This window comes from Georgenia deserti (assembly GCF_042680605.1).
In the GTDB taxonomy this organism is placed as follows: Bacteria; Actinomycetota; Actinomycetes; order Actinomycetales; family Actinomycetaceae; genus Allobogoriella; species Allobogoriella deserti.
The window spans coordinates 1-514 of the sequence record NZ_JBHUEE010000029.1 but is presented as its reverse complement, the minus strand read 5'-3'; the positions used below and the strand labels follow the sequence as shown (position 1 = coordinate 514).

At 61.5% G+C, this 514-nt stretch carries 1 protein-coding gene; it reads left to right on the top strand.

Annotated features, from left to right (window positions below):
* On the top strand, nucleotides 1-514 hold a 514-nt coding region (locus ACFSE6_RS18925; protein ID WP_417398515.1), incomplete at both ends, for an AMP-binding enzyme.

The following is a 514-nucleotide window of genomic DNA, read 5'->3' as shown; positions in this document are numbered from 1 at the left end:
GGGCAGTGCAGGCCGCCCCTTCTTCGGCATCCGCCCGCAACTGGTTGATGCCGACGGGCAGGTCATTGCCGACGAAGGCGATGCGCGCGGCGATGTATCGGGCAACCTCTGCATCACGCATAGCTGGCCGGGGCAGGCGCGCACCGTCTATGGCGATCATGACCGTTTCGTGCAGACCTATTTCTCCACCTATAAGGGTAAGTATTTCACCGGCGATGGCTGCCGCCGCGATGGCGATGGCTATTGGTGGATTACCGGTCGTGTCGACGATGTGATCAACGTTTCCGGCCACCGCATGGGCACAGCCGAGGTCGAAAGCGCGCTTGTGTTGCATGACCGCGTGGCCGAGGCCGCAGTCGTCGGATTCCCGCACGAGATCAAGGGACAGGGCATTTATTGCTATGTCACGTTGAACGCAGGCGAAGAGCCAAGCGCGGAACTGGAAAGCGAACTTCGGATGCAGGTGCGGCAGGAAATCGGCCCGATCGCCTCGCCCGACCATATCCACTTCACC